The organism is Novosphingobium sp., assembly GCF_965229225.1.
Taxonomy (GTDB): Bacteria; Pseudomonadota; Alphaproteobacteria; order Sphingomonadales; family Sphingomonadaceae; genus Novosphingobium.
The window spans coordinates 252955-277303 of sequence record NZ_OZ245867.1 but is presented as its reverse complement, the minus strand read 5'-3'; the positions used below and the strand labels follow the sequence as shown (position 1 = coordinate 277303).

General features: G+C 66.3%; 15 protein-coding genes and 1 riboswitch. Of the genes, 2 read left to right on the top strand and 13 right to left on the bottom strand.

Going from position 1 to position 24349, the window contains the following annotated elements:
- Window positions 1-125 precede the first annotated feature (125 nt).
- Window positions 126-227, bottom strand: a riboswitch (glycine riboswitch).
- Between the two features lie 166 nt (window positions 228-393).
- The 5 genes from ACO06X_RS01040 to ACO06X_RS01020 form a co-directional block, all read right to left on the bottom strand.
- On the bottom strand, window positions 394-903 hold the full coding sequence (locus tag ACO06X_RS01040) for a CHAT domain-containing protein (protein ID WP_421839966.1): 510 nt from the start codon (window positions 901-903) through the stop codon (window positions 394-396).
- A gap of 659 nt (window positions 904-1562) precedes the next feature.
- Window positions 1563-3809 (bottom strand): beta strand repeat-containing protein, encoded by a 2247-nt coding sequence (locus ACO06X_RS01035; RefSeq protein WP_421838172.1) that lies wholly within the window; start codon window positions 3807-3809, stop codon window positions 1563-1565.
- A complete protein-coding gene (locus tag ACO06X_RS01030) occupies window positions 3809-5533 on the bottom strand; it encodes a ShlB/FhaC/HecB family hemolysin secretion/activation protein (protein ID WP_421838171.1) in 1725 nt (574 codons plus the stop codon). The genes ACO06X_RS01035 and ACO06X_RS01030 overlap by 1 nt, the downstream gene beginning before the upstream one ends.
- Window positions 5534-5938: 405 nt before the next feature.
- Entirely contained in the window at window positions 5939-8671 is a 2733-nt protein-coding gene (gene secA, locus ACO06X_RS01025; protein ID WP_421838170.1) for a preprotein translocase subunit SecA, read from the bottom strand.
- A gap of 96 nt (window positions 8672-8767) precedes the next feature.
- Window positions 8768-9031, bottom strand: a complete 264-nt coding sequence (locus ACO06X_RS01020; protein WP_421838169.1) for a hypothetical protein — start codon at window positions 9029-9031, stop codon at window positions 8768-8770.
- A 117-nt stretch (window positions 9032-9148) separates the two neighbouring features.
- On the opposite strand from ACO06X_RS01020, the gene argJ reads away from it, so the two are divergent.
- Window positions 9149-10375 carry a bifunctional glutamate N-acetyltransferase/amino-acid acetyltransferase ArgJ gene (gene argJ / locus ACO06X_RS01015; RefSeq protein ID WP_421838168.1) on the top strand — a complete coding sequence of 409 codons (1227 nt, stop codon included), beginning with the start codon at window positions 9149-9151 and terminating at the stop codon, window positions 10373-10375.
- On the top strand, window positions 10372-11178 hold the full coding sequence (locus tag ACO06X_RS01010) for an inositol monophosphatase family protein (protein ID WP_421838167.1): 807 nt from the start codon (window positions 10372-10374) through the stop codon (window positions 11176-11178). The genes argJ and ACO06X_RS01010 overlap by 4 nt, the downstream gene beginning before the upstream one ends.
- Window positions 11179-11182: 4 nt before the next feature.
- Here ACO06X_RS01010 and ACO06X_RS01005 read toward each other — a convergent pair whose 3' ends face one another.
- The 8 genes from ACO06X_RS01005 to ACO06X_RS00970 form a co-directional block, all read right to left on the bottom strand.
- Window positions 11183-12814 carry a M20/M25/M40 family metallo-hydrolase gene (locus ACO06X_RS01005; protein ID WP_421838166.1) on the bottom strand — a complete coding sequence of 544 codons (1632 nt, stop codon included), beginning with the start codon at window positions 12812-12814 and terminating at the stop codon, window positions 11183-11185.
- Between the two features lie 74 nt (window positions 12815-12888).
- Window positions 12889-13209: a thioredoxin gene (gene trxA, locus ACO06X_RS01000; RefSeq protein WP_298164423.1), complete on the bottom strand. Its 321-nt coding sequence runs from the start codon at window positions 13207-13209 to the stop codon at window positions 12889-12891.
- Window positions 13210-13275: 66 nt separating this feature from the next.
- Window positions 13276-16758: a double-strand break repair helicase AddA gene (gene addA / locus ACO06X_RS00995; RefSeq protein WP_421838165.1), complete on the bottom strand. Its 3483-nt coding sequence runs from the start codon at window positions 16756-16758 to the stop codon at window positions 13276-13278.
- The gene (gene addB, locus ACO06X_RS00990; protein ID WP_421838164.1) at window positions 16755-19739 is read right to left on the bottom strand and encodes a double-strand break repair protein AddB; all 2985 of its coding nucleotides are present in this window, start codon (window positions 19737-19739) and stop codon (window positions 16755-16757) included. Before addB ends, addA begins: the two co-directional genes overlap by 4 nt.
- Window positions 19732-20463, bottom strand: coding sequence for a nucleotidyltransferase family protein (locus ACO06X_RS00985; protein ID WP_421838163.1), 732 nt, complete (start codon window positions 20461-20463; stop codon window positions 19732-19734). The genes addB and ACO06X_RS00985 overlap by 8 nt, the downstream gene beginning before the upstream one ends.
- Entirely contained in the window at window positions 20460-21461 is a 1002-nt protein-coding gene (locus ACO06X_RS00980) for an aminoglycoside phosphotransferase family protein (RefSeq protein WP_421839965.1), read from the bottom strand. Before ACO06X_RS00980 ends, ACO06X_RS00985 begins: the two co-directional genes overlap by 4 nt.
- Before the next feature lie 11 nt (window positions 21462-21472).
- Entirely contained in the window at window positions 21473-21922 is a 450-nt protein-coding gene (tsaE, locus tag ACO06X_RS00975; RefSeq protein ID WP_421838162.1) for a tRNA (adenosine(37)-N6)-threonylcarbamoyltransferase complex ATPase subunit type 1 TsaE, read from the bottom strand.
- Window positions 21923-21969: 47 nt separating this feature from the next.
- Window positions 21970-24330 (bottom strand): PAS-domain containing protein, encoded by a 2361-nt coding sequence (locus ACO06X_RS00970; protein WP_421838161.1) that lies wholly within the window; start codon window positions 24328-24330, stop codon window positions 21970-21972.
- Between the last annotated feature and the right edge of the window lie 19 nt (window positions 24331-24349).

Here is a 24349-nt window from a genome sequence, read left to right as displayed (position 1 = left end):
GCCTGAGAGCTTGACCGTTTCGGTATCATGCGCATGCTGCCCATGACCCTACACTACGGCTTTCTCCGTCGGCGGATGACTGCGCCAAGGCAATGAGCCTGCCGCGCCATCACTCTCCAGAGTGTCAAGACCACACGGTTCCTGGTGCCTGAGAGTTTCCTGGGGGGTTGCTCCGTCGGCGCCGGATCGAAACACAGGTTCCATCCGGACTCTCCCATGCGGTCATCAAGACAATGGTTGCGGCGATCTCCTCTTTGCGAAGGCCATGGCGGCCCGAACCGGTCCTGATGAACAAAGCCATGACTCGCGGGCATGACCTCATCTCACAAGTTCATTGTGCAACAGCGAAGGGAATTGGTCCAGCCCCTAAAGCCGTTCCCCCCGGATGATCGCTCAGCGCGGCGTTGCCGCGGCCACAGCAGGCTTGGCAGCGTCGCCCACCACGACGAAGGCAGCCCAGTAAAACGGGTGCGAAGTCTGCGGATCATCCATCAGGGCCGCCTCGGCTCCGGCCAGCGCATCGCCGACCGAAACTCCGGCCTTGCCTGCGATGAGACCGCCGATCAGCCGCCGGGTCGCGTTGAAATCATCGGGCACCGGCCAATGGCTGGCAATCACCGCGCGGGCCCCCGCGCCGGTAAAGGCGCGCACGAGTCCATCAAGCGCGTAGTTGCCACCAGTCGTCACGCCCGCCTCGCTGCTCGCGGCGATGGTCGCCATGCCCGCCGTATCGGGGCGGCGCTGGTTGAGCTGATCGAGCGCGCGATAGTTTCGCAGCAGCCGTTGACCAAGGCCATCGCCCGAAAGCTGCGCCCGTTCGTTTTCGCCGAAAAGGCGTGCAGCCGTATCGAAATTGCCAAGATTGGACTGCTGGAGCCCCTCGTTGGCGAGCGCCTCGGCCATCTCGGCCTGCTCGCCCTTCCGGCTCCGCGCCTTCTCGGCGAGGACTTCAAAGAACGCGGCGGATTCGGCAAAGCTGCTTCCGTTGTTGCGCAGATATCCTTCCCCGCGCACCAGGGCATAGCACCGATAGTCAAGCCCGCTGGCCGTATCGCGGCAGATCATCGCCTTGGCATTGCCGAGCGCCTCGATCACCGCGCCCCCCGGCGCACCGCACGCGCGCTGGAGCCCCGCCGAGGCAGGAACGCCGGCCACGGGCGCGGCGTCGATCGGGAAGGCATGCCGCACGGCAATGAGCGTCCCAACCGGTCCGGCGGCATCGCGGCATGAAATCGTATAGCCGCGGTCGAACATGCCGCTGAGGCGCGGGTCACGTGGAGCAATCTGCGCGCTGCAGATCACGCCCGCAGAGCCGAGCCGGAAGGTGCTGCGGACCGAGATCGGCACCTCGCGCGCGGCAAGATTGACGGGGGCAAAAGGACTCGCGACTGCAGCGAGGAAGCCGACCGCGCGCTTCACGGCCGGGCTCCTTCCGAAACGGAGCCGCCAATCAGAGCTGGATTGCCGCTACCGGCAATCGCTTCATCGACCTGGCCGGGCAGCGCATCAGGCTGGATGGGGAGCAGCAAGGGCGGCGGAAGGATCGCAGACCGGATCTTCGACTACGGCCCTTCCGGATCGAGCGGGGTATCACCGATTGCGGGCGTGCCGACACCCTCGATCACGATACGAATGCCGGGATCGGGCAGGCCACGGCTATCGAGACCGCAAGTCGCCGCCGTGAGCAGGCAACCATTGAGGCGGCTATCGGCTGTGAAGCCCGAGAAATTGAAGCCGCTCTGCTTGAACTGCAACCACGCCTGCGGCCCGCCGATGAGGCCGGTGTCGGTGCGGAAGGTGCCATTGATGATTACCGCAATCGGGCTTGCACCTGCAGACGTGACCTTGAAGCCGTCGAGCGGTTCCTCAAAGCCCAACGGATCAAGGCCGCTTCCCGTGCGTTGGATATAGAAACTGCGGCCCACGGTGAAATCGAGCGCCCCGGCCCTCAGCACAGGCCCGCTGCTCCTCGCGCTCACACTGTCGAGCGCAGGTTCGACCCCGGCGAAGAATGGATCGGCGCCAAGCTGCGCCAAGAACGGCGTTGCCGCCACGTGGATATCCCGCGCCTCGACCGTGCAGGCAATGCAGCGCTGGCCAATGCCGCCGATGCCGCGCGCATCAAGTGTGGTCACGCCCGTGATATCGAGCACGCCTCCGTTCGCCTTGCCTTCGATGATGGCTTGTCCACCGGCGCCATCCGCACCGGCAAAGTCGTTGAGGAAAGCGCCGCCACCCGTTCCCGAGGCATCGAGCACAAGATCGCGGCCAACGGTGACGTTCGATCCGCCTTCAAGCGAAAGCTGCGCCGTACCGCCCTTTGCCGAATTGGGGCCAAGGTTCGAGGCGGCGTCGGTGCTCTTGCCGATCCCGTTGGCAATGATCGAGAGATCGCTGCCGATATTGACCACTGCGCCGCCTCGGGCGGTCAGCACCGCACTGCCAGCAAGCGCATCGACTTCGAGCGTACTGCTGATCGACGCAGCTTCGCCCACGGTCAGGCTGCCCTGATCGACGGTGATCGCCGCATTGCCACTGTCGGTAGAGAAACTTCCCGTAACCTGCCCCCCGTCGAGCGCGGTCAGCTCCAGGTTGTCCGTCACATCGAGGGTCGAGCCAATGCCGCCGACCGAAATGAAGGCGCCGTCGTTGGAGACTGCTGCGGGATCCTGCACCCCTGACAGCGAGAGATTGGACGCAAAGCTCGCGGCATTGCCGCTATCGACCACAATCGAGGCCTGACCGGTGGCTTTGCCGGAAACCTGCGAAGTTGCGGCGATCGCACCGATATCGAGCGCGGCCGGAACAGCCGCACTCGCCTTGGCGCGCACAGTATCGATGAGACCGTTGGCGATGTTGTATCCCGCAGACAGCACGATGGCATTGCCGTCGACGTTTGCGGCCCCCGCCACATCGAAGCCAAGCGCGCTGCCGCCCTTGATCGCCATGGTGATGGCATCGTTCTTGGGCACGGCGACCATGTAGACGCGGTGGACTGCGTTGGCGTTCGCCACCGGCCCGGTGATCGCACCGTCGTTGGTCACGACTTCACCGGTCGTGCTCGTGCCCTGATCGATCTGGATATCGAACAGGCCATTGGGCCGGAAAGTAATCGTCGATGCGTCCGCCGCCACGATCACCGCCGAGCCATCGACGTTGATCAAGCCCGAATTGATCACCTGCGGCGCAATAAGCGCGACATAAGCGTTGTTCGGTCCTGCCGTGATCCGTGCGCCCTTCTCGATTTCAACCCGGCTGCCAGCATTGGCCGGCAAGAACTTGTAGGTGCCTGCATTTCCGAAAACGCCAGTGGCTGCATCGAAGTTGAGATCAGACGTGGTCAGTACCAGATTGCCGACGTTGAAGACGCCCGTCGCCGACACGAGGATGCCGCCCGGGCTATAGAAGAACACCGTCCCGCCCCGGCTCACCGCGCCCGTGGCGAGATCGATCAACTGGGATGTCACCGTCCCATTGAACGTGATCGGGCGGGTCAGATCCTTGGGCAGGATCCGGTTGAGCACCGTCAGTGAAGTCGCGTCACGGTTGGAAAACAGCGCGCTGGTGCCTGCTGACTGGAAATCGATCGGCCCGCCGCCGCTGGCCGTGTCGCTCGGTGACCAGTTGATCACCACACCAGGCGAGTCCGTCGCAACCGTGGTGGTGCCCGGAGCCACGGAAATGTCGCCCAGACCGGCGACGATCGTCCCCGTCGCATTGAACGATTGCGCACGGGCCGCCATCGGCGCGGCGGTCAGCATGGCCGCCATCGCCAGCAGGGACGGAGCGCTGGCAAACCTCAGGCGCATCAGCGGCCTCCCCAGGGCACGAGACGGGTGGTGAGCGAGACCAGCAGCCTTGGCGCCGGCTTGCGGCCGATGAACCCTGCCCGGTCAAGCGGGACAGCCAGACTGGCATCGGTCCGGAAGCGATTGCCGAGTTCAGCCCGCACCCCGCCGCCAAGCGAACTCAGGCGCTGAGGCTTGCCGGCGCCGCGATCCCATGCCCAAGCCGCATCGGCGAAGATAAACGGCTGCACCAACGGCCCGTTGCCGCGACCGATCGAAAGGTGCGGTCCGCGCAGTTCGGTCGACACACCGACCCCGCTATCACCGGTGATCGCTCCCGGATCATAACCTCGCCCAACGGTATAGTTTCCCGGCGCAAATGCTTCGAAACCAAGCACTTTTTGGAAGGCATACTGTCCGCGTGGATGAACCACGAGCGCGAAACGGCCGAGCGCGTGTTCATACTCGACCTCAGCGCGCACCACGGTGGCCGCTGGCGACGCATCAAACCGGCTTGTTGGCACCTGGCTGCCACAGGCGGCACCGAGGCAGGAGAGCGAAGCACCAAGACCCGCCAGCCCCTGCCGGACGTCCAGCGAGCCATCGATCCGCCAGGCCGGTTCAGCCCGGCTCAGGTCCATCCGGTCAAAGTCGAGCCGGGCCCAGAGCACCCGCAACCTGTCGCGGCTGAGCGGCAGAATGAGGGTCGTATCCTGGTCGAGCAGATCGAAGCCGCCGGCCAGCCAGACATCGCCGGCCTGCGAACGGACGAGCGGATAGCGGGCGTAGAGGCTGGCAAGCAGCGTCGTCGCCTGTAGCGGAGCGCCGCCGGTTGCCTGTCCCAGATCCGGCCTAGTCCATGCGTAGGTCAGCGATGCACCGACGAGAAGGCCCTCGCTGCCGGGGCGGAACTCATGGCTGGCCTGCAGGATGCGCTGCTCGCGGAAATCCGAGGTGGTGTAGTAGGAAAGCGTTGTCGCATCGCCTGCGCCGGTGATGCCGAAAGCCTGTGCGCGCAACTGGCCGCCCCACCGCCCGGTCGCCGCAGAAGCGAGGTTCTGGACTGAGAAATCGGCGGCAAATGCCTGGCGAAGAACGGTTACTTCACCGACGAGATCACCCGGAGCCGTTCCTGCCGGGCGGAGCGTGAGCTGCACGTTGTACCCTGGCAGATCGCGGGCCAGCAGCAGATAACGCTCGGCCTTGTTGCGATCGAAGATGTCGTCCCGGGTCAGCCTGCCGAGATAGGCCATCAACTTGCGTTCGGCCCCGCGTGTCTCCCCCCGCGCGCGGATCGCGGTGATCCGGGCATAGAGCACCTCGAGGCGCACTTCACCGTTCTCGATCCGCTGCACGGGCACCTGCACCGCCGCAAGGTAGCCCTTGCCCCTGAGGATCGTCGCCGCCGCGTCACGGATCTCGCACAGCACCGAAATCGGCTGCGGCGTTCCGGCAAGTGGCTTCCATGCGGCTTCCAACTCGGTCGCCGTCGCACCCTTGAGCCCGTTGAACGTGACGCCTCTGATCGTCGTGGTGATTTTCGCGAACTGCGGATCGGCAAGCGGGCAACCCGATCGTTCGATCCCGCCAGACACGGTGAGACGCGGAGCCTGGACCGCCGGGGCACGCGTGATGCCGCCCAGCTCATCGCGGCTAGGTCCGGCAATCGATGGCGTACTGACTTGCGCGAGCGCGCTGGAGGGAAGAACGATCAGCCCGCTTCCGATCGATGAGGCAAGGGCCACCACGAGCCAGAGACCGCATCGTGGTCCTGCCCTTCGTCTATTGGCCCTCGCACCCTCGTCCGTCATCGAGGCACCAATCTTCCCTGCTGCGGTCGTCGCGGCCCCACTGTTCTGGTTCAGTTCCGCGTAGCAAGCGGCAAGACCGCGAGTCAAACGCTTTAGGGCATCACCAAAATACTGTTTTAAATCAGATTTTTTCCAATTTGCGCCAAAGCGAAACGATGTCCGGATCGACTCGGCTGACGGCCCAATATCGCCCGAACACGCCTTCAGAGGCGCATCCGGGGCATCCATCAAACAGAAAAAGCCCTACCCCCATCGGAGCAAAATCGTCCGATAACAGGTCTTTGGATCAGGCTTCTTCCCCATCACACGAAGGTGCTCGCGTGATGGAGGTGCGCTCGATCAGGCTAGAGTCCCGTGGCAGTGCTTGTACTTCTGGCCTGAACCGCACGGACAGGGCGCATTGCGGCTGATGTCCATCCCGGCATAGGGGTCCGTCCCTGCGGGTGCAGGCGCGCCCGAGCCTGCCATCGGAGGCGTAAAGGTACCGAACAGCTGTCCAGTCGGCACCGCGCGTGCATCGTCGTCGCCGGTCAGCGGGTCGAGGTGGCTGGTCAGGAAATCGGGCAGTTCGGGCAGCTGGAAGTCTTCAGGCGGCCCCATGCGGATTTCGCTCGTCATGAGAATGCGCGTCACATCCTCGCGGATCACTTCGAGCATCTTCTCGAACAGACCGAAGGCTTCCTGCTTGTATTCGTTGATCGGCGTCTTTTGCGCATAGGCGCGCAGGAACACTACCTGGCGCAGCGCATCGAGCGTTGCGAGATGCTCCTTCCAGTGGTGGTCGAGCCGCTCGAGCAGCACCGACTTCTCGAGATTGCGCCACGATGCCGGATCGACCGTTTCCAGCTTGGCCGCCATCTTCGCCTCGGCGAGCGCAGTGATACGCTCCTCGATGGTTTCGGGCTCCAGGCCTTCTTCTTCGAGCCAGGCGTCGAGCGGCAGTTCAAGACCCAGCACGTGGTCGACGCGCTCTGCGAGGCTGGCAACATTCCACTGCTCGGGATAGGACCCCGGCGGGCAGGCGTCGGCAACGACGGCGTTGATCGTGTCTTGGCGCATGTCGAGCACGACATCGTCCACTGCTTCGGCATCCATAATGTCGGCGCGCTGCTCGTAGATGACCTTGCGCTGGTCGTTCATCACGTTGTCGTATTCGACAACCTGCTTGCGCACGTCGTAGTTGCGCGCTTCGACCTTCTTCTGCGCGGTCTCGATCGCTTTGGAGAGCCAGCGCGAACCGATCGCCTCACCGTCGGCAAGGTTGGAGTTCATCATGCGGGAAAACAGCGTATCCGGCCCGAAGATGCGCAGCAGGTCGTCTTCGAGGCAAAGGTAGAACTTCGAGAGACCCGGATCGCCCTGACGACCCGAACGGCCGCGCAGCTGGTTGTCGATGCGGCGGCTTTCGTGCCGTTCAGTGCCGATCACGCAAAGGCCGCCGGCGGCGAGCACCTTCGCCTTTTCCTCGGCGACTTCAGCCTTGATCCGGGCAATCCCCGCCTCACGCTCCGGCCCCTCGGGCACATCGCGCAGTTCATCCTCGATGCGGAACTCGGAGTTGCCGCCGAGCTGGATGTCGGTGCCGCGCCCTGCCATGTTGGTGGCGATCGTCACCGCGCCAAGCCGTCCGGCCTGCGCCACGATATGGGCTTCCATCTCGTGGAAACGCGCATTGAGCACGTTGTGCTTCACGCCTTCCTTGCCCAGGAACTCGGACAGCATTTCCGACTTCTCGATGGAGACGGTGCCGACGAGCACCGGCTGCCCGCTCTCGTAACGCTCGCGGATCAGCTTCGCGATCGCCTGGAACTTGTCAGCCGTGTTCTTGTAGAACTCGTCTTCCTCGTCGCGGCGCTGCACGGGCACGTTGGTCGGGATGGTGACGACGTTCATCTTGTAAATGTCGAAGAATTCCGGCGCCTCGGTCGCGGCGGTGCCAGTCATGCCCGAAAGCTTGGGATACATGCGGAAGTAGTTCTGGAAGGTGATCGAGGCCATCGTCTGGTTCTCGGGCTCGATCTGCACGCCTTCCTTGGCTTCAACCGCCTGGTGCAGGCCGTTCGACCAGCGCCGCCCGTCCATCATGCGGCCGGTGAACTCGTCGATGATGACGACCTTGTCGTCCTTCACGATGTAGTCGATGTCACGCTTGAACATGACATTGGCCTTGAGCGCCTGATCGAGGTGGTGGACCACCATGGTGTTCTCGACATCATAAAGGTTCGAGCCGACCAGCAGCCCGGCGTCCTCCAGCTTGCGTTCGACCCATTCCACCCCGTCTTCGGTCAGCGAGATGTTCTTGGTCTTCTCGTCCGCCTCGTAGAGCGAGGGATCGATCTGCTTCACCACCGCATCGACCGAGACATAAAGCTCGCTCTTGTCGTCGGTCGGGCCGGAAATGATCAGCGGTGTGCGCGCCTCGTCGATGAGGATCGAGTCCACCTCGTCGACGATCGCGAAGTTGAACGGGCGGTGCACCATCTGGCTGCGCTCGTGCTTCATGTTGTCGCGCAGGTAATCGAAGCCGAGCTCGTTGTTGGTGGCGTAAGTGATATCAGCCTCATAGGCCTGCCGCCGCTCGTACTCGTTCATGTTGGGGACAATCACGCCGACAGTGAGGCCGAGGAACTTGTGGATCTGCCCCATCCATTCCGCGTCGCGCCGTGCAAGGTAATCGTTGACCGTGACGACGTGGACGCCCTTGCCCTCGATCGCGTTGAGATAGGAGGCCAGCGTCGCCACCAGCGTCTTGCCCTCACCCGTGCGCATTTCGGCAATCTCGCCGCGGTGGAGCACGATGCCGCCGATCATCTGCACATCGAAGTGGCGCATGCCGAGCACGCGGCGCGAAGCCTCACGGCAGGTGGCGAAGGCTTCCGGGAGGATGTCGTCGAGCGTCTTGCCGGCTTCGAGCTGCGCGCGCAGCTTGGCCGTCTGGCCCTGCAGTTCCTCGTCGCTGAGCGCCTGCATCTCGGGTTCGTAAGCGGCGATGGCGCGCACGATCTTGTCGAGCGACTTGACGTAGCGATCGTTGGACGACCCGAAAATGGCCTTGGCAATGCTGCCGAGCATGGCTGGATTCCTGTTGTGAAATGGGGTGCGCGAAATGGCCGCGCAGGTCAGGCGTCCGCGCGTTGGCGGAGCGGGATTGGTATCGAACGCGGCCCGCTATTCGCGCGGCCGGTCCCAGATGCTGATGCTGATCGCGTGGATGAACGCGAGAACCGGGAGCACCACGGTGCGGATGGTGCGCTGTTCGCACGCAGGCCGCTGCGCCTTGCTGAGACCCGTTTCGGCCTTGCGCTCCTGACTGGCCACGAACACCGTGCCGGCCGCCGCACCCACGACTTCCGAACGCGCAGAAGAAAACCCCACCTCGGAAAGCGAGAGGCCGGAAAGGAGGGCAAGAAGGACGAGCAAGAGCCGCATCATCGGCGCAGATAGGGCGATTTGCCGCGAAGGTCCACCTCCACGGCGAAGAATTATTGCAAGCCGCGCCGCTTGCCACAGCGATTGAAGCGCGCCGCCGCCCGCGCTAGGGCCTCGCATATGGCCCATGATCGCTCCCCCCTCGCCCAACCCTTCCCCGCGCTTCCGGCCATCGCCGGTGCCACACCGCGCATCGCCCGCGCCGGGTACAAGGACTGGGGACGCTGCGATCTGACGTTCGTGGAACTGAACGTGGGCACGGCCGTTGCGGGTGTGTTTACGCGCAATGTCTGCTGCTCGTCAGAAGTCGAACTTGGCCGCCAGAACGTCGCGCAGGGGCGCGCGCGGGCGCTGGTGGTCAATGCCGGCAATTCGAACGCCTTCACCGGCTACCGCGGACGCGAAGCGGTCGAGGCGATCATGGAGCAGGTCGCAGGCCACCTGGGCTGCGCGCGTGAGGAGGTGTTCGTCTCGTCCACCGGCGTGATCGGCGTGCCGCTGCCCAAGGACAAGGCCCGCGCCGGGATCGAGGCTGCGCTGCTCGCTCAGCCCTGCTCGTGGGAAGAGGCCGCCAACACCATCGGCACCACCGATACGTTCGCCAAGGGCGCGACTGCCACGGCCATGGTCGGCGGCGTCAAGGTCACGCTCAGCGCCATCATCAAGGGCTCGGGCATGATCGCTCCGGATATGGCGACCATGCTGGGCTATGTCTTCACCGATGCGGCGGTTGATCCCGCTTTCCTGCAGGCCTGCCTGTCTGATGCCAACCAGCGCACCTTCTCCTGCATCACCGTCGACAGCGACACCTCGACCAGCGACACCGTGCTGGCCTTCGCCACCGGCGCTGCGGGCAATACTCCGCTCGCCTCGGCAGACAGCCCCGGCGCCGATGCCTTTGCCGCCGCGCTCCACGATGTCTGCCGCCAGCTCGCGCACCTTGTGGTGCGTGATGGCGAAGGGGCGCAGAAGTTCATCGCAGTCACCGTCAGCGGCGCGGTGAGCGACGAAAGCGCGCGCCGCGTTGGCCTCGCCATTGCCAATTCGCCGCTGGTCAAGACCGCGATCGCCGGCGAGGATGCCAACTGGGGCCGCGTCGTCATGGCGGTCGGCAAGGCGGGCGAACCGGCGGACCGCGACCGCCTCTCGATCGGCTTCGGCGGCACCTGGGCCGCGCGCGAGGGCCAACCCCTGCCCGATTACGATGAAGCCCCAGTCGCCGCGCATCTCAAGGGGCAGGAGATTACCATCGAGGTCGATCTCGGCCTCGGCGAAGGCCGCGCCACCGTGTGGACCTGTGACCTCACCCACGGCTACATCGCGATCAACGCCGATTACCGCTCATGAGCGCAGCACTGGACACTGCCGTTGCCGCGCTGATGCGGCGCGTTGCCGCCAAAGCGATCCTGCCGCGCTATCAGACGCTCGCCGCGCATGAAGTCATCGCCAAGGCGGCAAACGACATGGTGACGATTGCCGATACCGAGGCGGAAGTCATGCTGGCCGAGGGCCTGGCGCAGATCCTGCCCGAGGCCGCGATTGTCGGCGAGGAAGCGGTGCATGCCGATCCGGCGCTTTCCGAACGGCTCGACAGCGGGCTGTGCTGGATTATCGATCCGGTTGACGGCACCAACAATTTCGCCGCCGGCAAGCCGCCCTTCGGCATCATTCTTGCGCTCAGCGATGGCGGCGTGACGCAAGGCGGGTGGATTTACGATCCGCTGCAAGACCGGCTATGCATCGCGCATCTGGGCACGGGTGCCCTCGTAAACGGCGAGCGCATCACGGCCCGGCCCACCGGCCAGACGCCGCCCATCGCCGCCATCAGCACCGTGTTCCTCGATCCCGCCCAGCGCGCCGCCGTGCAGGCTCGGATCGCGCCATGGTACACGCTTGTCGATATCCCGCGCTGCGCGGCCGAACAGTATCCCCGCCTCGTGCTGGGCGTGAACGATATCTCGGTGTTCGAGCGTACCTTGCCGTGGGACCACGCTGCCGGCGTGCTCTTCGTCAACGAAGCGGGCGGCATGGCCGCGCGGCCGGATGGCTCATCCTACCGCACCGACCAGCACGGGCAAAAAGGCCTGTTTGCAGCCTCTTCACCCGCGCTGTTCGAAGAGTTTGTGAAGCGCAGCAGCGCCGCCGACTAGGCGCTTACTGCGAGGGATCACGCACCTTGAACGGATCAGTCGGCGCAGGCTGGCTCGGCAGCACGGCGCGCGGCAGTTCCTTCTCGCTGTTGGCGGCCTGCCACAGCATGCCCGCCATGATCACTGCCGCCTGCCGCATGTCGTCGGCGCGCATGTGGTCTACGGTATCGAGATTGGAGTGGTGGACGCGGCTGTCATAGTCCAGCGGGTCCTGGATGAACTGGTAGCCGGGAAGGCCAATCGCCTGCATGAACACGTGGTCGGTCCCGCCAGTCTTGCTCACCACCAGCTTGTCCGCACCCAGCATGTCGAACGGGCTGAGCCATTCCTTGAGCAGCTTTTCCGCGCCGAGATTGCCCTCGCTGTAGATGCCCCGGAACCGTCCCGAGCCATTGTCCATGTTGAAGTAGGCCTTGAGCTGGCTGTATTCCGGCTTCGGCGTGATCGGGAACGCATTGCGCCAGGCCGCGTAGGAATCGATGCCCTTGAGCGCGGGATCGACCGGGCGGGTCGCAAGGTGCTGCTCGATATAGGCGCGGCTGCCCAGCAGGCCCTGCTCTTCGCCGCTCCACAGCACGAAGCGGATCGTGCGCTTCGGCTTAACGCCGAGCTTGGCAATGAGCCGCGCGGCCTCGAGCACCGTTACGCTGCCCGCGCCGTTGTCATTGGCACCGTCACCTGCGATCCAGCTGTCGAAATGCGCACCGGCCATCACGTAACCGGCCTTGGGATCGCTGCCGGGGATCTCGGCCACCACGTTCTCGGCGCGCAAGTTGCTGTCGTCGTAGCGGGCTGCCACGGAAATCGCGATCTCAGGCGCTGCGCCCGTCTTGGCAAGGCGCACCAGCCTGCGATAGTCCTCCTGCGCCAGTTCGATCGCCGGAACCGCAAGTGTGTCGCCGGGCTGGAAATCATAGCCCTCGCCGTGGATCAGCTTGCCATCGCGGTAGCTCATCTTGACCAGCGCCACGGCGCCCTCGGCCTTGAGGAATGCGGCCAGCTTGCCCAGAAAGCGGCGATTGCGGACTTGCAGCGCCGTCGCGTCAGGATCGAACGCCGGTTTGGTATAGGTATCGAGCTCGGCAATCTCTGCGTCGGTATAGCGCTGGAAGACCGGCCCCTTGCTCTCGCTCGTCTGCCCGGGCAGCGAAACCAGCACGATCTTGCCGGCCAGCTTGCCCTTCCACTCGGCAAAGTGCTCCTCGCGAAACATCGGCGCGATCACGACCGGCGCGCGCACGGTTCCGGCGGTGGCCGGCGACCAAGCCACGGGGATCGCGGTGAGCGGCAGCACACGCGGGCTGACCATCGCCACCGAATAGCTGTCGAGATTCCACCCGAGTCCGAAATCGAACGGCTCGACATGGATATTGGCAAGCCCCTGCTTGCGCATCTGCTCCATCGCCCAGCTCTCCGCCTTGCGATGGTTCTCGGAATTGGTGAGGCGCGGCCCGATGCGGTCCATCAGCGCGGAGGCGGTCGTCATCGCCTCGCTGCGGTTCATGCCCTCATCGATGATGCGGGCAATCGCAGCGTTTTCGCCATCAGGCGCAGCCTGTGCGATCAGCGGCGCGGCAGAAGCAAGCAGGCCGGCCGCAAGAAAAACGGCAAAGCGGCGATCAGGAAGGTTAGGCATCAAGGTGAGGCTCCGGAAGCAGGGGTGCAGACGTACAGTCTTGCACCCCGCTCGCGCCTTGCCAACCCGGTGTCTTAAAGAACGCTTTCCAGCCAGCCCTTGAGCTGGCTTTTCGGCGCAGCACCGAGCTTCTGGGCAACCGGCTTGCCATCCTTGAACAGCACCATCAGCGGGATCGACTGCACGCCGATTTCGCCGGGAACACCGGTGTTTTCCATGATGTCCATCTTCACGATGGAAACCTTGTCGGCCAGTTCTTCCGAAATCTCTTCCAGAGCAGGCGCGATCATCTTGCAGGGGCCGCACCAGTCCGCCCAGAAATCGACGAGAACGGGCTTGTCAGAGCCGAGCACATCGGCGGCGAAGCTGGCATCGGTAACGGCTTTGGTGGCCATATCAGGAAACTCCTTGGGGTTGGTCCGGTATGTAAGCGGTCTGGCGCGCTGCGCAAGAAAACAGCGCTAAAAGCTTTCCTGCGCGGCCTGAAGGGCAGGCTTGTGCGCCGTGACCACCTCGGGCGGGATCACGATCAGCCGAGGCGTGTGCGTGTACAACAAAGCGGCTTCCACGCGGCGCCCCGGATAGATCACTTCCAGCGCGGCGACATAAGCGGCCATCTGGCGCAGGCTGGCAGGCGGCACCTCGGCAATGCCCTGCGGCGGGCGGCGGTCGGTCTTGAAATCGACGACGCGAACGTGCGTCTCCGCCAGCAGCAACCGGTCGAGCGTGCCACTAACCACCCGCTCGCCGACGACAGCCGCGATCGGCACTTCCGCGAGCGATCCGGCGCCGAACACTTCGGCCCAGGCAGGTTCACCCAGCACGCGCAGCGCCGCTGCCGCCATGTCCTCGCGCGCATCGTCGTCGAAATCGGCGGCCATGCGCGAGAGCCACTTTCGCGCGGCCCCTGCGCGGGCTTCAGGGGGTAGTTCCGGCAGGCGTTCGATCAGCTTGTGCAGCAGCGTGCCGCGCCGCGCCGCCATTCGGGCGGCAGGCCCCGGCGGCGAGGGCGGATCGGAGGCTTCGCCCGCCTCGCCCAGCCCAGATGGCGCAAGCGGACGCGGCGGACGCGGCTCGGCCGGGAGCGGCGCGGCCAGCCAATCGGGCAGGTGCCCGTCCGGCTCAGCCGGCGGAGGCGCAGCAGCGATTGCCGCCGGGAGCGGACCGAGCCCGCCAAGCTGGCGCGAGGCGCCCCAGATCGGATCGTCGCGCCATGCACCGTCTTCCTCACCGAACAGCGGCGCAAGCTGCGCGTACCAGCTTTCCGGCGGTGGCTCCTTCGCCTTGCCACCGAGCGCGCCGCCGATGAACAGCGCTTCCTCGGCACGCGTCATGGCGACATAGAGCAGCCGCCAGTGCTCTTCCCGCTCGTCTGCCGCCGCCTTTTCGGCGGCTTCGCGGACCGGCCCGGCCTGTTCGGCCTTGCGCAAGGGCGGCAGCGGCACCTTGCGCCGTTCGTCCACCACCAGTTCTTCAAGCGCCAACCCGCGCGGCATGGATTTGTCGGGATCGGCCGCCGCATCGGCCAGGATCACGATGGGCGCCTCAAGGCCCTTCGAGCCATGGACCGTCATCACGCGGACGAGATCGGCCTTCTGGCCCGCCTCCCGTTTCAGCTCGCCATCGCCAGCGTCGAACCACTGCAGGAACCCGACAAGGCTCGGCGTCTGGCCGCCCGCATAGGCCATGGCGGCATTGATCAGCTCATCGATGGGATCATTGGCTTCCTCGCCGAGCCGCGCCACCAGCTTGCGGCGGCTCTGCCACGGCCCCACCAGCAGCCAGTGCAGCAATTGCGCCGGCGTGCCGAAATCGGCGCGGGCGAGCGCACCGCGCAGCTGCTCCAGCGCCGGATAGGTCGCGGGGCCCTCGGTCTGCCGAAGGTGATCCCACAGACGCACGCCCTTGGCGCGGTAGCCATGCTCCAGCAGCATGTCCTGCGACCAGCCGACCAGCGGAGAGACCAGAAGTGACGCGAGGTTGAGGTCGTCAAGCGGCTGCGCACAGAAGCGCAAGGCCGCGACAAGATCCTTCACCGCCAGCGGCGCGCCGAGCCGCAATCGGTCGACCCCCGCCACCGGCACACCGCGCGCATGGAGCCGTGCGACAATGAGGCCTGCAAGCGCCTTACGCGACCGCACCAGCACCATGAAATCGCCCGGTGTCGCCCGGCGCGGACCGCCCTTGTGCAGCGGAAAGCCGGTATCGAGCCAGCGGCGCACCTGCATCGCGATCTGGTCGGCCATCACCCGGTCCGGCCGCGAGAGCCAGGTCTCTGCGCCCTCATCGCCCTCGCCTGGCGGCGCGTCATCGTCGTCATCAGCCGCGCCGCCGACAGTGTGCCACAGCGTGACAAGGCCCGGACGCGCCTCGTCCCCGCGATGCACCTCGGGCGCTTCGGGCAGGCCGAACCGATCCGGACCGATCGCGTGGATCGCGCGGTCGACGAAGGCAAGCACCGAAGCCGCCGTGCGATAGGACCGGCCCAGCCCCAGCGGCAGCAGTGCCTTCGCCGGGTCTGCCGTGGCCTCGGCCAGCTCATCAAGCTGCCGCTTCACCCGCTCGCGCGCGGCGGCAAAGTTTTCCGGGCTCGTGCCTTGAAAGCCGAAGATCGCCTGCTTGTAGTCACCGACCACAAACAGCGTGCGGTTCACATCCCCCCGCTGCCCTTCGCCGCTGAAGAAATCGCCGACCAGACCATCGAGCACGATGCGCCACTGCGCGGTGTTGGTATCCTGCGCTTCGTCGACCAGTATGTGATCGAAGCGGCGATCCAGCTTGTAGCGGATCCATTCCGCCGGGGCCTGCTTCGTCAGCAGATCGGCCGCCGCGCGGATCTGGTCATCGAAATCGATGAAGCCCTCACGCGCCTTCGCCTCGGCCCAGGCCAACGCAAAGCGCCGCCCCAGCGTGAGCGCGGGATCGAGCCGCGCAGCAAGAGCGACCAGCGCGCGCACTTCCTTCACCCGCTTCAGGTCCTCAATCACGCGAAGCTGATAGTCGGCGTAGGCAGGTTCGTGCTTGAGAAGATAGCGCGGCGATTTTGGTTCGCCCTTGCCCGTTAAAAACTTGCCGGCGAAGTCATCCAGCCCTGCAATTCGTGCTGTTGGTTCGGACTCCAGCCAATCCTGAAGCACAGATGCAGCGTCCAAGCCTTGCGCCGTCCCCCAGCGCCGGTTGGCCTCCATGCAAACTTCGACCGCGCGAACATCGAACGCGCTGTCCCGCACCATATCAGCAAGGCCAGCCCCATCCTCTTCGGCATCCAGACCGAGCAGCCGGTTGATGCGCGGGCGCAGCGGCGGCTGCCAGGCCCCCGGCCCTTCCCACAGCGCATGAGCCGAGGCGCAGCGCAGCAGGAACGCCGGCACGGCATCCTCCCCCATGCGAAGGCTGAGGTCCTCCAGCGCGGCAAACAGCGCATCGTCGCCCTGCTCCTGCGCGGTGATCAGCAAGTCTGCCAGCACTTCGCGCAGCAACAGATCGCGGTCGCGGTCCTCCATCGCGCGCGTGCCGGGGACGAGCCCCGCCTCGGCCGGGAACGCACCCAGCAGCCACTGCGAAAACGCATGGATCGTCTCGATCCTAAGGCCACCACCAGGGCAATCGAGCACTGCGGCAAACAGGCTGCGCGCGCGCGCGGTCACCGCCGGACCATAGGGCGCGCCGATTGCCCTGAGTTCTGCGGCCAGTTCGATTTCCGGCAGCCGCACCCAGCGCGCCAGCACGTCATTGACGCGCGTCGCCATTTCGGCGGCGCCCGCCTTGGTGAACGTGAGGCAGAGGATCTGATCGGGCGAGACCCCGTCCTGCAGCAGCAGGCGCAGCACGCGTGCAGACAGGACCTGCGTCTTGCCAGTACCCGCAGAGGCCGATAGCCACACCGTCCGCTCGGGCTGCACGGCAAGGCGCTGGTTGTCCTGAAGCGGATAGACCTTGCTCATGCCGACGTCGCCCCCCGCCCCTGCCACTCTTCGAGCCGCATCAGCTGGTCATAGTCGGTATAGCCGGGCAGATCCGGATTGGGCCGCGCGGTAAAGGGTTCCGTACCAAGGATCCACTTGTCGATGGCCTCGATCAGGAAGGCCTCCGTCGTCGCCACAAATTCCTCGCGCGGCAGGCCGGTTGTCTTGCGACCGCCTGGCACCGGCTCCTCGCAATAGCCGAAGGTGTCCGCCTTCTTCTGCAGCGACCAATATTCGAACCCATGCGCCTTGCCGCCCTGCCCCGCGAACCCGCCGCGTTCGGCGATCAGCGCGACAAGGCCAAGCTGCAGCGCATAGCCATCCTGCACCATCTTGCCCGAAGGCGGCTTGCCCGTCTTGTAATCGACCACCGCCAGTGTGCCATCGGCGAGGCGGTCGATCCGGTCTGCCCGGCCATGGATCGTCACGCCCTTGATCTCGGTCGCTCCGGTCTTCTCCCACAGCACCGGCTGCCTGCCCTGCACGGCGAGCTCGGCGTTGTGGTCCTCCACCCATTGCAGAGCCGCGAGCAGCCTTGGCCGCCACAGCCCGCGCATGAAGGGGTGCGCGCTCAGGTCGGCCAAAGTGCGCTCGGCCAGCGGCAAGAGTTCGCCGCGCGCGCTGCCGCCATCGTGCCACTGCTGCAGCACCGCGTGCGCCACCGTCCCGCGCCACGCCGCCGTCGGCGCCGCATCGAGCGGATCGAGCCTGCGCAGGCCCATGATCGCCTGAGCATAGAACTGGTAGGGATCGCCCCGCAGCCGATCGAGCGCGGTGGAGGCGATGCTGACACGGCGCTGCTCCGCGCTCGGTATCGGCGCGGGCTGCGGATAGGCTGGCGCAGCCTGAGCCTTGTCGAGCGCGCGGGCAATGCGCACCGCTTCCGTCTCGCGCTCCAGCTCGCGCCCCAGCATCGCGCGGATACGCAGCAGGAAGCGTGAGGGGATCACCGGCCCGGACGCGTCGCGCGCCGCATGGCTCAGCACGACTTCCGGCGCGCCCAGCGCTGCGGCCAGATCATGCGCGGCAAGCCCGATGCGGAAGTCGGCGCCGGGAATGCCCAGCGCGCGCATCACCGGGGGTGCCAGCAGGGGATCGGGCGCGGGCGCAGCGGGCCATTTACCCTCAGTCATCCCGGCGCAGATCACCAGCTCCGCCCGGCTCATCCGCGCTTCGAGCAAGCCGTAGATGGAAAGGCGCGGATGGCCGCCATAGGGCGGGCGCACTGCGATCTCGGCAAGCGCGTCGCTTAACAGCGCGTGCAGATCGGCGGGCTCCACCGGCAGCGGGCTGTCTTGCGCCGCCTCGCGCCATTGCTCGATGAAAGCCGCCAGCGCGCGCCCGTCGGCCTCACCCCAAATCGCCGCACCGCACAGGGCCTCTGCCACCTCGGCCAAGGTATCGAGCCCGAGAGCCAGCGAAGGCGGCACCGCATCGTCCGTCAGCGGTGCCAGAATGGCCGCTACCTCATCCCACCATGCAGCAAGGCCGGGGTACGCCTTTTCCCTCGCCGCCACGGCGCTGCGCACAGCCTCCAGTCCCGGACCCGGACGCGGCCCGCGCAGCGCGAGATCGAGTTGGCGCACGCGCTCCAGCCACGCCGCTCGCTCTTCGCCGCGCCGCACCAGCGGGTGGCCCAGCAGCGCCAGCAGCGGCACCGGGGCCGAAGCGGTCGCGGCAATCTCGGCGAGCTGCAGCAGCACACGGCCCGCCGGTGTCTGCGCCAGCGGGCGGCCAGCCGTATCATCAGCCGAAATCCCCCAGCGCTCCAGATGTGCAACCAGACGCTGCGCAAGATCGCGGTCCGGCGTGATCACCGCCACGCGCTTCTCCGGCTCGGCCAAGGCCTGCCGCACCAGCACCGCAACCGCTTGCGCCTCTTCTTCCGGGTGTGCAGTCTCCATCAGGCGTACGCCCGAAAGCCGCCTGGCCTCCGCGGGCAGCTCGGCCCAAACCGTGCTCGCCTCGGGCGGCAGGAACAGGTTCGAGATCGCCCGGCTGCGCGCAGGTGGCGCGGCCGCCGGACCGGAGCGGTGCCACGCCTGCACTTCCCCGCGCGCAATTCCCATGCGCGCCAGCAGGAGCTTCAGGTGATACTGCGGATGCGTCGCCACATCGCCGCGCGCGAAGACGGGCGCATCGGGCCGCTCGGTATTGCCCGCTACGCCCAGCGCGTCCCAGACGGCATCAGGCAGCGCCAGATCGAGATCGGGCAGGATCACCGCGCCTTGCGGCAGTTCCGAAACCACCCGCAGCAACCGCGCGACCGCAGGCGCTGCCGATGTCACGCCCGCAGCGACCACCGGATGAGGCGGTGGCTCGCGCCGCCAACGCTCGGCCACATGCGCCAGCAGGCGGCCCCGCCGCACCGGTGCATCGATCTCGCCGCGCTCCTCGCACCGGGCCTGCCAACGCGCCAGAATGCGGGCGAATTGCGCAGTCCCCTGCCGCCAGTGCTCCGCCAGTTCCCCGACCAGCCCGACCACTTCAGGATCGAGCAGCGCCTCCAGCGCGATATCCTCCACAGCGAGCCGGTCCATCGCCCGCGCCAGCGAACGCGCCTGCCGCAAGAGCCCCGGCGCGGATGGTGCGCGGGTCTCGGGATCGCTTCGGAGCATGTCCGCCAGCGCCAGTAACCGCGCGGTAGGATCGGCCGCCGGTGGCAGGTCGGCGCCCTCGCCCAGCGGATCGAGCAGCGGCCCCAGCGTCTCGTCGAGATCGAGATCGCCCACCACTGCCATGCGCGGGAGCAGAAGGCCGCCAGTACCGCCTTCCGCGCCGCTCGCACGGATGAAAGCCTCTGTTACGATGCGCACGGCGCGGCGGGTTGGCAGCAGCAGAGTCAGTCGCGCCAGGCCGAAGCCTTCCTCGCGGTAGCGTGGGATGAGCCCTGCCACGAGTGCGTCGGCAAAGCCGCGGTGCGCGGCAATGGAATAGACGCCGGGTCCGCGCTCAGCCACGCTGCAAGGCGGCCTCGGTCGGCGCGATCATCTCGGGCGCGCCGACTTCGAACCAGAGGCCGTTGTGCGAAATGCCATAGAGCCGCCCTTCCGCGATGGCGCGGTCCCACAGCACGCCGGTGGAAAAGGCCCCCTGCGGGGCATCGCGCAGCAAGCGCTGCGAGACGATCTGGATGCCCGTATAGATGAACGGCGCCACCCGGCCGGGCTTGCGGCGGCTGATTTGGCCCAAGGGATCAAGGTGGAAATCACCGCGCCCCGTATAGTTGAACGCCCGCGCGTGGCTGACGAGCAGCAGCAGCGCGTCCATCTGCGCCGGATCCCACGCCGCGCTCAAGGCCGCAAACACGTTCTGCGGCCCATCAAGCCAAACGTTGTCGCTATTGAGGCAGAAGAACGGATCGGCAGCGATCAGCGGCAGCGCCTTGACCATGCCGCCGCCCGTCTCGAGCAGCGCCTCACGCTCGTCCGAAACGGCGAAGGCAGGCGCGCTGCGCTGGGCAAGATGCGCCTCGATCTGCCCGGGCAGGTAATGCACGTTCACCACCGCGCGCGAAACTCCCGCCTCGACCAGCTTGTCGAGGCTGTGGTCGATCAGCGCGCGGCCGTTCACGCGCACCAGCGGCTTGGGCCGAGTGGCAGTCAGCGGGCGCATGCGTTTGCCGATCCCGGCGGCGAGCACCATCGCGACATCGCTGGCCAAAGAACCATCGCGCTTCGTCATGCCGGGAACGTCCCGCCAAGCCGCTTCGCTGGATCGCGCAGCTCCGCCGGCACATTGGCATCGAACCAGCGCGCAACAGGGGCCAGCACCGGATGCGCCAGATCACGCTCCAACAGGCCCCACACGCGCGGGATGTAATCGAGGTAGCGCGGCTTGCCGTCGCGCCGCCACAACCGCACGAAAATGCCCACGATCTTGGCGTTGCGCTGCGCCCCGAGCCGCGCATAGTCCTCCTCAAAATGGGCGTCCGCGCCGCTCACCGCGATATAGTGGTCGAGCATGGCCCGCTCGATTGCCGGATCGACATCGCGCCGGGCATCCTGCAGCAACGATACGAGATCGTAGGCCGCGTGTCCGACCAGCGCGTCCTGGAAATCGAGCAGGCCCTGCTTGCCCAGTCCGCCATGAAGCATGATGTTCTCGGCATGATAGTCGCGCAGCACCGTCACACCCGGACGCTGGCGCGAAAGCAGTGGGCCGAGCACTTGCTCCCACGCCTGCGTCCACCCGGTATGATCGACGCCAAGCCCCTGCACCGGGCAGTACCATTCGACGAACAACCGCGCCTCGCGCTGGTACTCGGCTAGCGAATAGAGCGTGAAGGGCCCGGGCGGCAGGCGGTGCAACTGCAGCAGCGCATCGACCGCATGGGTATAGATCTCGCGCTCGTCCTGCGGCCAGGCATCGACGTATTCGCGCATACGCACTTCGCCGAAATCCTGCAGCAACACGAAGCCTTTTGCCGCATCCTCGGCAAATATCTGCGGCGCGCGCATGCCGTTGGCGTCAAGCCAGCGCGCGGCACGCAGAAACGGCTCAGGATCTTCACCCGGTGGCGGCGCATGCATCAGCATGGCTGTGGAGCCCGGGCGTCGGAGGCGGAAATAGCGCCGCGCCGAAGCATCGCCCGGGATCGGCTCGACCACGGCTGTGCCCCAGCCAGCGGCGACAAGAAACGGGTGCGCGCCCTCGGGAAGAGCGCTTTCAGGGGCCTGCATTGCAGTGGAGGTCACGTCCATCCCCTGCGCTCTAGCCAATCAGGCCCCGCCTCGACAATGGCGACGCGCTCGTTTTCAAGGATTTCCAGCCTTATCGACAAGCACGCCGGTTCATGCGCGAAACCGCCAGCGTGTTCGGGCCATTCCGCGATCAGCACGGCATCGGCGCGGTAATCGTCGAGGCCAAGTTCGGCCGCCTCTTCGGGGTCTTCAAGCCGGTAGAAATCGGCATGGACCACGCGCATCCGCAGCGCCGGGGGATCATAAACCTCGATGATCGCGAAGCTGGGGCTGGGCACTTCGCTCTGGTAGCCAAGCGCCGCAATAATCGCGCGCGCAAGCGTTGTCTTGCCAGCGCCGAGCCCGCCGCTGAGCGCGATCACATCGCCGGGATGCAGCAGCGTGGCGATCCGGCGGGCGAGTGCGTCAGTCGCGGAAAGGTCCGTGAGCGGTATGATCATGGCCAGAACTCCTTCACGGCCCAAAGTCCCTCATGGTCCAAATTCCCTCAAGGTAACGTCACCACGGCGCTGGTTCCCTCACCCTTTTCAGAAAGCAGTTCGAACGAACCGCCATGCGCGGCGACAAGCTGGCGAACGAGCGGCAGGCCGACCCCGCCGCGCCGCTCCACCGAACGGCCGTCAGCACTGATCTTGAGCCCTTCGAGCGCGCGGGCAAGTTGCGCCGGGTCCATCCCCTGCCCATTGTCGGAGACGACCACCTGCAGCGCACCTTTCCCGCCCTTGCCGCCCTTTCGGCGCGAGGCTTCGACAAGGATGCGCCCGCCCTTCGGGGTCGCGGTAATCGCATTGTCGATCAATTGGCCGAACAGGCGCCGCAGCCGCTTGCGGTCTCCGGTTGCGCTGCCGATGGCGGAGCTGCCGCGCAAGTCGAGCGTGATCTCCGCCCCGGTCAGCCGCTCCGCCCGCTCGCGCACCACGTCGCCCAGCAGCGGAAACAGATCGACCGGCTCGGCCGCCAGCGGCAGGGTTCCCGCCTCGCTCTGCGAAAGATCGAGCACGTTCTCGATCTGCTCGCCAAGCCGCTCGACCGAGGTGAGGATCGCGCTCACGTATTCCTGCGCCTGCGTGGTGAGATCGCCTGCAATCCCGCTCTGAAGCAGTTCGGCAAACCCGCCGATCGAGGTGAGCGGGGTGCGGAATTCATAGCTCATGTTGGCGATGAAGCGCGTCTTGACCGCATCCGCTTCGACCAGCGCCGCATTGCGTTCGCGCAGCGCTGCCTCGGCCTTTTCGGAATCGGTGATGTCGAGCACGGTGAGCAGCCCGTTGCCATCGGGTAGCGGCACGCCCGCGATCGCGAACGAGCGTCCATCGGCGAGCAGGATGCGCCCACTCTGCTGCTTGCGCTCCAGCGATGCGGACTGAATGACCTGGCCAATCGTGCTCACTTGCGCGGGGCGCTTGAGCATCTTGGCCATCCGGCTCAGCAGTGCATCTGCGCGCGGATGCGTGGCGAGGAATTCCTCCTCCAGCCCCATTTCACTGGCAAAGCGGCGGTTCCACAGTTGCAGACGGCCATCAGGGCCGAACACTGCCAGCGATTCAAACAGATTGTCGAAGGTCGCCGTGCGCGTGCGCAGCAAGGTATCGCGCGTCGCGGAAAGTTGGAGTTGCTCGGTGCGGTCCTCGAAGATCATGAGGAGGCCGCCGTCCGGCATCGGCTGACCGATCACGCGCAGATGGGTGCCGTCGCTCAGATGCCATGATTCCTCCCGCGGCTCGCGCGAAAGGAACCAGCCCTGCCGCTCGCGCCGCCATTCCGGAAAGTCGCGCACTTCGGGCAGGCGCGCGCTGTCGCGCATGCGGTCGAGCACGCGGTCGAACGGCGGCGTATCGACCACCCAGGCCTGCGGCACGCTGAAGATGCGCAGGAACGGCTGGTTGGCGAAGACCAGATTGCGCTTCTCGTCGAACTGCGCGATCCCCGCCGAGAGCGTATCGAGCATCTCGCGCTGCGCCTCGCGGAAGCGGCGGAACTGGCGCTGCAACTCCTCCATTTCCTCGGTATCGACCGCGTAGCCGGCAACCCCGTCGTCCCCCAACGGCAGATCCGAGACGCGGATCGACCGGCGCTGCCCGCCGATGGTCGCCGAGACCACCCGTTCGACGGCCAGGCGGCGGTTGAAGACCTGCTGGGCGATCTTGGCCGCGCTCACCCCATCGATCGGTTCGATCAGTTCGGTTCCTGCGGAGACCACATCCGCCGCGCTGGAGGCCCCGACTGCCTTGACATAGGCGCTGTTGACGAGGCGCAGCGCCATGTCCGGTCCGCGGAACCACATCGGCAGCGGTGCCGCCTCGATCAGGCCCGCGAGCGCGGAAAAATCGGCCCGCGCAGAGGCGGCCTCGGCGCGCAACCGGCGCAGCTCGGCTACGCTTTCGGTAAAGTCGAAGAACCACACGAGCGCCGCGCCGCCCGGCGAGACCTGCGGATCGGCGAGATGGCCCCGCGCACCAAGGCTGCGCTTGCCGCCGCGCGGGCTTAGCGCCAGCTCGAACGGCGCGCCGGTCTTTTGCGCCTTGCGCACCGCATCGCTGAGCTGCGAGAGCTGAACTTCGTCGAGCCCCACTTCGCCGGCATCCAGTTCGCTGAGGAAGCCAGGCACTGCATCGAGCCCGAGCCAGCCCGCGAGCCGCGAAGGCCCCTCGATTCGTCCGTCCGCCCGCACCAGCAGGGGCAACGCGGGCGCTTCCTCGATCATGCGCGAAAGCCGGCGGGCCAGACGCTGCGTCGCTTCGGCCCGAGCGAGGCGCGCGCGGGCGGACAGAACCGCCCACGCGGCCCCCAGCGTCCAGGCAGCAAGGACAAGCGCAACAAGAACAAGGGCAAACGGCGGCAGGACCATCCCTGCTTGGCTAGGGTGC

Excerpts from the sequence above, each read along its gene's own strand:
- ACO06X_RS01040 (WP_421839966.1), bottom strand. The coding sequence starts at position 903 with ATGGCCGAGGCGCTCGCCAACGAGGGGCTCCAGCAGTCCAATCTTGGC.
- ACO06X_RS01035 (WP_421838172.1), bottom strand. The coding sequence starts at position 3,809 with ATGCGCCTGAGGTTTGCCAGCGCTCCGTCCCTGCTGGCGATGGCGGCC.
- secA (WP_421838170.1), bottom strand. The coding sequence starts at position 8,671 with ATGCTCGGCAGCATTGCCAAGGCCATTTTCGGGTCGTCCAACGATCGC.
- ACO06X_RS01020 (WP_421838169.1), bottom strand. The coding sequence starts at position 9,031 with ATGATGCGGCTCTTGCTCGTCCTTCTTGCCCTCCTTTCCGGCCTCTCG.
- argJ (WP_421838168.1), top strand. The coding sequence starts at position 9,149 with ATGGCCCATGATCGCTCCCCCCTCGCCCAACCCTTCCCCGCGCTTCCG.
- ACO06X_RS01010 (WP_421838167.1), top strand. The coding sequence starts at position 10,372 with ATGAGCGCAGCACTGGACACTGCCGTTGCCGCGCTGATGCGGCGCGTT.
- ACO06X_RS01005 (WP_421838166.1), bottom strand. The coding sequence starts at position 12,814 with ATGCCTAACCTTCCTGATCGCCGCTTTGCCGTTTTTCTTGCGGCCGGC.
- trxA (WP_298164423.1), bottom strand. The coding sequence starts at position 13,209 with ATGGCCACCAAAGCCGTTACCGATGCCAGCTTCGCCGCCGATGTGCTC.
- addA (WP_421838165.1), bottom strand. The coding sequence starts at position 16,758 with ATGAGCAAGGTCTATCCGCTTCAGGACAACCAGCGCCTTGCCGTGCAG.
- ACO06X_RS00985 (WP_421838163.1), bottom strand. The coding sequence starts at position 20,463 with ATGACGAAGCGCGATGGTTCTTTGGCCAGCGATGTCGCGATGGTGCTC.
- ACO06X_RS00980 (WP_421839965.1), bottom strand. The coding sequence starts at position 21,461 with ATGCAGGCCCCTGAAAGCGCTCTTCCCGAGGGCGCGCACCCGTTTCTT.
- tsaE (WP_421838162.1), bottom strand. The coding sequence starts at position 21,922 with ATGATCATACCGCTCACGGACCTTTCCGCGACTGACGCACTCGCCCGC.
- ACO06X_RS00970 (WP_421838161.1), bottom strand. The coding sequence starts at position 24,330 with ATGGTCCTGCCGCCGTTTGCCCTTGTTCTTGTTGCGCTTGTCCTTGCT.